The sequence below is a fragment of the Streptomyces daliensis genome (genome assembly GCF_054782395.1).
Genome location: NZ_BAAGSO010000050.1, coordinates 1 through 8,796 on the forward strand (window position 1 = coordinate 1; position 8,796 = coordinate 8,796).

At 68.4% G+C, this 8,796-nt stretch carries 9 protein-coding genes and 1 CRISPR repeat array; of the genes, 1 reads left to right on the plus strand and 8 read right to left on the minus strand.

The annotated features are described in order from the left end of the window. Positions 1–76: 76 nt before the first annotated feature. The 8 genes from ACYVOO_RS10375 to ACYVOO_RS10410 all read right to left on the minus strand — a co-directional run bounded on the left by ACYVOO_RS10375 (position 77) and on the right by ACYVOO_RS10410 (position 5,623). Positions 77–628: a hypothetical protein gene (locus tag ACYVOO_RS10375; protein WP_461015352.1), complete on the minus strand. Its 552-nt coding sequence runs from the start codon at positions 626–628 to the stop codon at positions 77–79. 83 nt (positions 629–711) lie between these two features. Beyond that, complete coding sequence (locus ACYVOO_RS10380; RefSeq protein ID WP_461015353.1) at positions 712–1,806, minus strand: DUF2637 domain-containing protein; 1,095 nt, start codon at positions 1,804–1,806, stop codon at positions 712–714. Beyond that, a complete protein-coding gene (locus ACYVOO_RS10385; protein WP_461015354.1) occupies positions 1,806–2,225 on the minus strand; it encodes a DUF6195 family protein in 420 nt (139 codons plus the stop codon). Before ACYVOO_RS10385 ends, ACYVOO_RS10380 begins: the two co-directional genes overlap by 1 nt. Continuing rightward, positions 2,222–2,578: a DUF4326 domain-containing protein gene (locus ACYVOO_RS10390; protein WP_461015355.1), complete on the minus strand. Its 357-nt coding sequence runs from the start codon at positions 2,576–2,578 to the stop codon at positions 2,222–2,224. The genes ACYVOO_RS10385 and ACYVOO_RS10390 overlap by 4 nt, the downstream gene beginning before the upstream one ends. Further along, complete coding sequence (locus ACYVOO_RS10395) at positions 2,578–3,303, minus strand: ATP-binding protein (protein ID WP_461015360.1); 726 nt, start codon at positions 3,301–3,303, stop codon at positions 2,578–2,580. The genes ACYVOO_RS10390 and ACYVOO_RS10395 overlap by 1 nt, the downstream gene beginning before the upstream one ends. A 2-nt stretch (positions 3,304–3,305) precedes the next feature. After that, positions 3,306–4,166, minus strand: a complete 861-nt coding sequence (locus ACYVOO_RS10400) for a hypothetical protein (RefSeq protein WP_461015356.1) — start codon at positions 4,164–4,166, stop codon at positions 3,306–3,308. 429 nt (positions 4,167–4,595) lie between these two features. Next, positions 4,596–5,180: a WhiB family transcriptional regulator gene (locus ACYVOO_RS10405; protein ID WP_461015357.1), complete on the minus strand. Its 585-nt coding sequence runs from the start codon at positions 5,178–5,180 to the stop codon at positions 4,596–4,598. A gap of 59 nt (positions 5,181–5,239) precedes the next feature. Next, the gene (locus ACYVOO_RS10410; RefSeq protein WP_461015358.1) at positions 5,240–5,623 is read right to left on the minus strand and encodes a hypothetical protein; all 384 of its coding nucleotides are present in this window, start codon (positions 5,621–5,623) and stop codon (positions 5,240–5,242) included. A gap of 677 nt (positions 5,624–6,300) precedes the next feature. Between ACYVOO_RS10410 and ACYVOO_RS10415 the strand changes: the two genes are divergently transcribed. Further along, a complete protein-coding gene (locus ACYVOO_RS10415; RefSeq protein ID WP_461015359.1) occupies positions 6,301–7,158 on the plus strand; it encodes a helix-turn-helix transcriptional regulator in 858 nt (285 codons plus the stop codon). 72 nt (positions 7,159–7,230) lie between these two features. Next, positions 7,231–8,662: direct repeats of the CRISPR family, unit length 29 nt; unit sequence GGGTCCATCCCCGCGGGCGCGGGGAGCAG. The last annotated feature ends 134 nt before the right edge of the window (positions 8,663–8,796 follow it).

The window sequence follows — 8,796 nt, forward strand, 5'->3', positions numbered from 1 at the left end:
CAACTCGGCCTTCGGCCGTCCCGTACGTGACACACAGCAACCCTACCAATATGAATAGAATTCCCGACTCAGAAGACTAGGGAGTGTGCGAGGAGCCCTCTAGATGATCGACGGCCACGCCGAGCCACGGTGCGGCCGGTCCGGCGAGGAGCAGGGGTGCGCACACGCTGTACGTGAGCACGATCTCGGAGCCGCCCTGGACCCCGGTCAAGAACGCGTGGTCGAACGGCAGCCACTTCTGTTCTCCGGACGGCAGGAGGCGCAGGCCGGTGGAGGTGAGGACGACCCGCGCGGACACGTGGTCGCGCCACTGCTCTTCCGCAGCGGCCTCCGCCTCCAGGCGTCGACGGGCGTCGAGCCGGCGGTTGGAGACCCACCGGCGCCCGAACGCCGGGTGGTCCTCGAAGTACCCGGCCCGCGCCGGGTATGCGACCTCGGTGCCGTAGAAGCGGGCCACCATGCACGTCACGTCGGCGTACGTGTGCTCGCCTTCGGCCAGGGGCAGGTCCGGCACCGGGAGGGGAGTGAGTGCTCCGCCTGCCCGGAGGTGCTGTGCCAGTGCGGACGCCGCCTGCTCGGCGTCGTCGCGGACGGCGTCGCTCGTTGAGGTCCGTCCTCCTGGCTGCATGGTGTTTCCTTCCTGGTCGAGCATCCCGAGCACGGCCGCTGCGGACGGAGCCGTAGCGGCCGTGACGGTTGCTTGCGATGAGATCACCACCGGGCTCCGGGGGAACAGGCGGGTTTCGTCCTGGCGCCGTCCTCTTCTTCCTTGAGGCGGGTGAGGAGGACTCCCAGGCGGTCGTTGCCGATCGCCCTGTGGGCGCGGACCGCGTCCTTGACCGTGTCGCGGCTTATCCGTCCGGCCCGCTCGGAGGCCGCCCGCGCGATGGGCAGCAATTCCTCCAGCCACGCGTCGTCGGCCTCCCGGTCCGTCGAGACGCCGATGCCGTCCGGGACGGACGCCTCCTCGCCGTCCGCGCGGACGCGGACCGGTTGCGCGTGGAGGGAAGCAGCGGACGCTCGGGCGTGCGTCACCTCCCCGTCGTCCGCCCCGTCCGGGCTCGCCGGAGCCGTCAGGCCGGTCGCCTCGTCCACGGTGTCGCTCACCCGGTCCGCGCCTGCGGGCGCCTCGGGGGCGACCTCCTGGGGAGAGCCCTCTTTCCGCAGGTCAACGAGCACGTCGGTGCCGTTGCGGTCGGCGGACGGACCGGCTGCGGGGATCGGAGCGAGCGCTGATTCCGGGGAGGGCGGGAGTCGACGGGCGCCTGCGGTCGAGGCGCTGTTCCTGGTGGCTGGAGCGTCGTGCCGGACCAGCTCCGGACCGGTCGCGGCATGGCCCCGGACCGCGGATTCGGCGGTCCTCGCCATCAGGATGTACAGGTGGACGGAGCCCGCCAATGCGAGAGGCGCGAGCGTCGACAGGACGCCAACGACGGTGTCCCCCAGGTGCAGGGCGGACCGTCCGTGCTCCGGTCCGTGGTTCAGCGTGATGGCGTGCAGCGCGTTCGCCCAGAGGCTCGCTCCGGTGGCGAAGAGGAAGAGGAACCAGGCGTACAGTCGCGCGCCGAAGGGCCGGTTCCGGAGCAGGACAATGGCCCTCACTCCGTAGGCGATGAAGCCGTCAACGGCGAGCGGGAACACGTAGCTGAGCGTCGGCCTCACGTGGACGGCGACGGCGACCTGCCGCAACGCGTCGTAGCTGAGGATGAAGCCGACGGTCGCCAACGCGACGATCGCTCCGTAGTCCCAGGCCGTCATTCCCCTCTCCTCGGGCTCGGGCTCGGCCTCTGTCCGCTCGGACGACATCAGAGATCACCCTCGTTGCCCGGATTGATCGACGCCCAGGCCGGAGTCTGGGCGAGCAACTGGCCGAACTGCTCCAGCGAAGTCACGTCGTGTACGTGCTGGCTGGGACAGCTCACGCAGGACACCCGGAGCTGGAGCCTCTCCGTGCCTCCCTGGTTCGTGTAGTACAGCTCCAGGTGCTGGCCGCCGACCGTGTCGAGCCCGGCGACCGCTTGCAGATGCTCTTCGAAGGAGAGGAGCCCGAGAACGTCCCAGTCGAGGGTGGCCGCTGCGCTACCGAGGAGTTGTCGGGCGAACTTGGACGCGGCGGTGACCGACCGCGGGCCCCATGTCCGGAAGGCGGCCTCGCGCTCCGCCTTACGCCACCGCTCAGCGATAACGAGACGCTCGGCGGCGGCGAACATGATCGGGTGACTCATCGAGGGCCTTCCGTGGTGCAAGGGGCGCAAGAGGTGGTTCCGGCGCCGAGGGCGTTGGCCAGGTCCAGGAGGACATCGGCGTGGCAGGGCACGTCGAGCGGGCAGGTGCACATCAGGTCGAAGCCGTGCAGGTCTCGGGCGAAGCGGGACGCGTAGCAACGGCCGACGGGACCTTGGAGCGTGGCGGCGAAGAGACCTACCGCCATCGCAGCGTCCATCGGGGTGCCCGCGACGGACGGCGCGCGGTCGCCCGCACGGAACCGGTTCTCGTATTCGCTGCGGGGGCCGACGTAGACGCAGGTCCCGGACAGCGGCAGTGCGTCTGTGACGGTGCCGCTCAGACGGGTGGGCATCAGGCCGCCCTTCCGCCGCGCCGCCGGTCGTCGCCGATCATGGGAACCAGAGTGGTCACCATCTCCGCCAGACGGCTGGCCACACGGGCGCCGACGAAGTCACTCAGGTCCGGGCCGTCGTCGTCGCGTGCGGGCAGGTTGGACGTGATGACCGTCGGCAGGCAGTGGTTGTACCGGTAGTTGATCAACCGGTACGTGATCTCTTCTGTCCACTCCGAGGTCTTAGCCGTTCCCAGATCGTCCAGCAGCAGGTACTGCACTTCGCTGAGGCGTCGCAGCTCCCGCTCGGAGCTGCCCATGACCTGCGACGGCCGCAGGCTTCCGTACATGTCCGCGCTGTTCACGGCGACCAGCTCGAAGCGGTCCGGGCCGCCCGAGGCGATGCGGCGGAGGGCTCCGTAAGCCTCATGCGTCTTGCCCGTTCCCGTCTGGCCGGTGAGGAGCAAGGCACCTGCGGATGCGTTGTCCGCAAGGGCGCGGTCGGCCCAAGCCGCGACCTCGGGGAGTGTCGCTTCGGCGTCACGGAATCGCGGTGGTGTTCCGGACCGCCAGCGGTTCAGCGCGTACTCCGCGCGAGCCCGCCGGTGCCATTCCTGGTTGCCGGGGTTCTCCTCCGGGGACGGGTCGTTGGCGCCGTCGGGCAGGAGCCGAATCCCTTTCGCGGCAAGTATGCGGTCGATGGCTCGCAGCGATCCGGAGTGCCCCGCGCGTACTGGCTCGGCCATGGTCAAAATCCGTTCTGGTAGGCACTGGGCTTCGCGGTGTTCTGGAAAGGCGCCCAACCGCCCGGCTGGCGCCGCAGGGGCACGACGTTCTCCGTCGAGGATGTGGAGGGCCCGCTGGAAGGGAGGTCGTCCCAGATGCGGAGCAAGTAGCGGGCTGACTGAGGCGGTCGGTCGACGTTCCATCGACGCGTCACCAGCTCGACCAGTCGTTCCGGACCCCAGCGGTCGGCGAGAGCTGTTACCCGTGCCCATTCGGACTCGTCGAGCCGCCAGCCGACAATCATTCCGGCGCTGGTAATCGCCGAGACCAGCTCCTTGGCGCCTTCGGGAACTTCCACGGAACCCGAAACGGGATTCTTCTTCCCGTCCTCCCGACCGAGCAAGCCAGCTTGCTTCTGAGTGGTGGTAATACTCCCGTAGGGAGTATTACCACCACGCGCACGCGAGGAAGAAACTTCCGACTTCGAAGGAAGAACATTCTCACTTGCAGGCACCGAAGTGCCCTTCTGGGAAGCATCTTCCGGGAAGCTTGTTCCAGCTTCCAACGCCTCAGGCACCGAAGACGGAACTTCTACGGCCGGGGCGGACGCACGTTCAGGTACTTGGCCGAGAAGAATAGAGTAACTATTCGGGTTGGCGTTTCCTCCCCCGCGCTGGCGGCCGAGTTCACCAAGAGCGGCCAGTTCTACGAGGCACTTGGATATGGAACGCGCCGAAAGACGTGTCAGCTTGGATATTTGTTCCAGCGTCGCTGTCGCCTTGCCGTTTTCGTCGGCTATACGAGCGATGGCAAGCATCACCAGGCGAGCACCTCGGGTCGACTGGGATTCCGACCAGACCAAGTTCGTCGCCGTCTCGCTCATCGGCCGTTCCCACCCTCGAACGCCGCTATGTAGCGTGCAGGCGTGAGGCCGAATGTGAAGTCATCCTCCGGGACGTATCCCGCCTGGTACGGCTCCGGGGTGCGGTAAAGGCTCCCCGTGGGAAGGTGGAGGTCATGGGCTCGACGCCAGTCCGCCACCTGAGAAAACCGCTTCCTGGTCAGCCAGGCAATCTGGTTCGCGGACCTCCGCTCTACAGAAACGCGCTGGAAGTCCGCAGCGAATACGTGGGTGACAGCTTGACGAACTGGATACACCCGAACCAGGACCGCGAAAGGCGCGATTGCGCATATGGAATCGCTGAGATTTGCGCACGGCGAAGCGGCCGAAGCGTTGGGGAACATGCAGGAACTCCCGAATGACGCAAGGGGGCCCTCGCGTAAAAAATTGGCTCTTCTGACCTGAGCAGCTTCAGGCGGCTTCAGTGCTGCCGACGGGCGACGTCACGGCCGCCGCGAAGCGCTTCCGATAGCGCCATGCGAGCTTGAGCAGGTACTCATGCGTAACGCCGAGCCCGCGTGCGACAGCAGCAGGGGACAACGAGGGATCTGTGGCGAAACGGGCCACCACTTCTTCGCGCTCAACCTTGCTCAGCGCCGTCGTCGCTCCGCGCAGGGCTCCTGCCACGGCCGTTTCGTCTGCGCGCTGCTGCCACGCGGCACGCAGGACTGCCCGTTCCGAGGCAAGCAGCCCGGCACGAATGCTGAACTCGTCGTTCTGCTGGAGTGAATCGACCAGGCAACGGGCAGCAACGGCCACCGGGCAGGATGCGCAGAGCTTCAACGGCTTGTTCAGCGACCCCCCTAGACTGTTCTTCACTTCTTCGGGGTCTTCGTGCGGTCCGTCCCCTGTGGGAACGAAAAGATCGGTGTTCCAGTTGGCACAATGGGCAGATTCCGCCCAGTGCTTTCCGGGCACCTTCTCGGATTCACGGATCAGGGGCGACCAGTCCCCCTGACGCGCAGCCTCGATGAGGCCGGATATGTCTGTGCTCATTTCGTCTCACTGTGCTTATGGCGCTCAGCGGGTTTCCCACGCGTGCGCGGAGAGGAGTTTCAGGAACGCTTGCGTGACCGCGAAGGCCGGATCGGCGCGATTGCCGGACCGTTCACCTTGTCGTCCGTCGCACTCGGTCCTACGAAGTGCATTTCGGAGATGGCTCGGATATCTTCCTCGGCGAACTGGACGTGCTTCCCGAACTTCCGATGGGGCAGCAACGAGATGCGCTCGCGCAGCCACTTTTCAGGGATGTTCAGCCGTTGAGCCGCCTCGTCGTATCCGACGTGAATACGGTTGTCACGGGGTTCCGAAGGTCGTCCGTTCACCAAGGAATCGACATCGCCGACGCGGGCGAGCAGTCCCACCACAGCCGCGAGGCCCTGCAACTCCGCAGCCCCGAGAGCTGTCGCGTGGGCGTCCGCGGTGGTCGCGACCGTCATCGGGCTTCCAGCCCGTGCAGCGTGGCCGTACGGAGGTCGAATACGTGACACGTATCCGCCCATCCGGCATGGGGGAACGAGCGGATGATCCAACGCGCGATCGTGAGGGCCTTGGCTCGCGCGACGGGAACAACTCGGCCTTGCTCGTCCACGGCGGTGAGCCGCAGATGTGGCCACAGCGTCCGAGGCCCCTGAAGGCGGACTCGAACCTCGACTGCGCCCGGCAGCATGGGCGCGAGCCGCTTGGCCAGTCGCTCGCCCGCTGCCGCGGGGGTGGCACCCCTTGGGTTGCAGCCCGTACTGGGGTACATGCGACACTCTTCTATTGGTACGCCGCTCCGGTAGTGCCGTGCGAGGACACGGAGTGGCTGACTCGGCGACCGTGAAGCCTCTGGCAGGAGGCGAACGGCCGTGCGCTGTCCGGCGTCCGGGAGGTGCGAACTCTCGGACGCCGCTGGCATTTACGGGGCAACCCGCGCACGAAAGTGCTGGTTGCCGCTCGTCCACCAGGCCGGTGGCACGGTGGATGAGCACGACAGAGGGGCGTGCGAGGCCCCTCTTTTTTCGCTAAGATGAAGCTATCTCAGCTCAACCTAAAAGTCAACGGTCCGAGGTTTCCTCGAACTACCCAAAAAACGAGGTCCGTGATGCCAGCTCGACGGTTCGACCGTGAACGCGTGCGTTCGGTCCGGCGGGCTGCCGAGAAGACGCAGGCAGAAGTGGCCGAGGCGCTTGGCGTCGCGGGTACGACGGTCGTCGGCTGGGAGAGCGGCGCCGCCGAGCCAGACCAGGAGAAGCTGCCACAACTCGCCCAGGTGCTCGGGCGCGACCTCGACGACATCTTCCCTCGCTTCGGCCGTCCCGACCTGACCGACCTTCGTTGCGACGCCGGCCTCTACCGGTACGAGACGGCAGCAGTGATCGGCACGAAGAGCGACGGTCCTGTGGCAGGCGCGGAGAAGGGCGAGCGGAAGCTCAAGGAGAGGTACATCCCGGCGCTGGCTCAGGCGTACGGGGTCACCGAGGACGAGCTGACGCGGGCGCAGGACCGGTCCATGGCCAGGACGCAAGGCCAGGACGAGGACGAGGCAGAGGCCGCCCCCGCGGCCGGGGAGGAGCCGCCTCGCACTCTGACCGAGAAGATCGCCTTCCTCCTGGACAGGTCGTACCCCGGACAGCAGCCACCGGGGGACGCGGAGATCGCCGACGGGGTCAACGCGCACGCGGGTTCGCAGGTCGTCACGGCGAAGGGCATCGAGGAACTGCGCACGGGCACAGAGGAAGATGCGCCGCTGATCGTCCGACAAGGACTGGCGAACTTCTTCGGCGTCACCCCGCTGTACTTCGAACCTTCCGAGGCAGTGGTTCGCCAGGTGTACGAGGGGCTGCGGCTCATGTCCGCCGCGAACAAGGGGAAGGTCGGACGAGTCAGGGGCCGCGGTCTCGGCGCCGAGGGCCTGCCGCCCGGCGTTCTGTCGATCTTGAACGACTTGGCGGACGAGTTGGACAAGGCCGACCCGGACTCAAACGGCTAACGCCGCCCACCCGCCTGCCCGGCGAGGCAAGGCAGCTCCTGCTGCTGCCCTTCCCCCTCGTCGGCATACGCCTGCTGTATCCCCGCGGGCGCGGGGAGCAGCGCGGGTCATGCCCGACGACTCGTTGGTGTTCGGGTCCATCCCCGCGGGCGCGGGGAGCAGTGCTGTTCTTCCAGAAGTTTTCCTTGACCTTGGGGTCCATCCCCGCGGGCGCGGGGAGCAGGAGCAGGGCGGCGACCCCCTCGAACATGTCGTGGGTCCATCCCCGCGGGCGCGGGGAGCAGGCCGGAGCCTGACGGGATGGACGATGATCGAGGGGTCCATCCCCGCGGGCGCGGGGAGCAGGCGCGGTGGCATCACGCGGGCGAGTTCGAGCAGGGTCCATCCCCGCAGGCGCGGGGAGCAGACACCGCCGTCCTCGTCGATGTACGTGGCCTCGGGTCCATCCCCGCGGGCGCGGGGAGCAGCCGACGGGGCCGCGCTGAGCCGCTGGCAGAAGGGGTCCATCCCCGCGGGCGCGGGGAGCAGTCCGCCGTGTGGGGGAACTTGACCGGCAGGCCGGGTCCATCCCCGCGGGCGCGGGGAGCAGGTCGGCATGAGCTTGGAGCCGATGCTGTGGGCGGGTCCATCCCCGCGGGCGCGGGGAGCAGTCGGCGGGGTCGATGGGGGAGTAGACCGCGCCGGGTCCATCCCCGCGGGCGCGGGGAGCAGTCGGTGCGGCGGTTGCCGTGGTTGTGCCGGTGGGGTCCATCCCCGCGGGCGCGGGGAGCAGCTGCGTCGTGACGCGCTCGGGCGGCGGCGGGGGGGTCCATCCCCGCGGGCGCGGGGAGCAGCCGAAGCGGACCCGCAGTTGGCGGGCCGCGCGGGGTCCATCCCCGCGGGCGCGGGGAGCAGGTGGATGACGCGCGCGCGGATCTCTTCGGCGAGGGTCCATCCCCGCGGGCGCGGGGAGCAGTCGGCCACGGGGGCGTCTGCGGCTGCTGTGACGGGTCCATCCCCGCGGGCGCGGGGAGCAGCGCTCGGACTCGGCCAGGATCCGGCCGTCCCCGGGTCCATCCCCGCGGGCGCGGGGAGCAGCAGGAGCAGCACGAGGCGCCCCCGCAGCACGGGGGTCCATCCCCGCGGGCGCGGGGAGCAGTCCTCGAACTCCACCGGGCCGATGTCGTACAGGGGTCCATCCCCGCGGGCGCGGGGAGCAGATGCCGGAGGCCCACTGGGACATGAAGCCGTCGGGTCCATCCCCGCGGGCGCGGGGAGCAGGCGTTCTCCGCCGCGAGGGCGGTCACGGTGTTGGGTCCATCCCCGCGGGCGCGGGGAGCAGGCATGGACTCGTAGGCGCTGGACCGCCCGCCGGGGTCCATCCCCGCGGGCGCGGGGAGCAGGTCGCCCACCGCATCGAGGAAGACAAGATCACGGGTCCATCCCCGCGGGCGCGGGGAGCAGAGCGCGGTGCCCTTGCCGTACGTGGCGCTGATGGGTCCATCCCCGCGGGCGCGGGGAGCAGTCTCGTTGACCTGGGCGTTTAGCGGGAGACGAAGCCCTTCTGAGCAACAAGCAGAGATTCGGACATTTCCACCACCCGACTGGACGAACCACCCTCATGCATCCCACTAGGCGCAGGATACGTACCGGGAATCC

Coding starts and splice junctions, on each gene's coding strand:
- ACYVOO_RS10390 (WP_461015355.1), bottom strand. CDS start 2,578: ATGCCCACCCGTCTGAGCGGCACCGTCACAGACGCACTGCCGCTGTCC.
- ACYVOO_RS10395 (WP_461015360.1), bottom strand. CDS start 3,303: ATGGCCGAGCCAGTACGCGCGGGGCACTCCGGATCGCTGCGAGCCATC.
- ACYVOO_RS10400 (WP_461015356.1), bottom strand. CDS start 4,166: ATGAGCGAGACGGCGACGAACTTGGTCTGGTCGGAATCCCAGTCGACC.
- ACYVOO_RS10410 (WP_461015358.1), bottom strand. CDS start 5,623: ATGACGGTCGCGACCACCGCGGACGCCCACGCGACAGCTCTCGGGGCT.
- ACYVOO_RS10375 (WP_461015352.1), bottom strand. CDS start 628: ATGCAGCCAGGAGGACGGACCTCAACGAGCGACGCCGTCCGCGACGAC.
- ACYVOO_RS10380 (WP_461015353.1), bottom strand. CDS start 1,806: ATGTCGTCCGAGCGGACAGAGGCCGAGCCCGAGCCCGAGGAGAGGGGA.
- ACYVOO_RS10405 (WP_461015357.1), bottom strand. CDS start 5,180: ATGAGCACAGACATATCCGGCCTCATCGAGGCTGCGCGTCAGGGGGAC.
- ACYVOO_RS10385 (WP_461015354.1), bottom strand. CDS start 2,225: ATGAGTCACCCGATCATGTTCGCCGCCGCCGAGCGTCTCGTTATCGCT.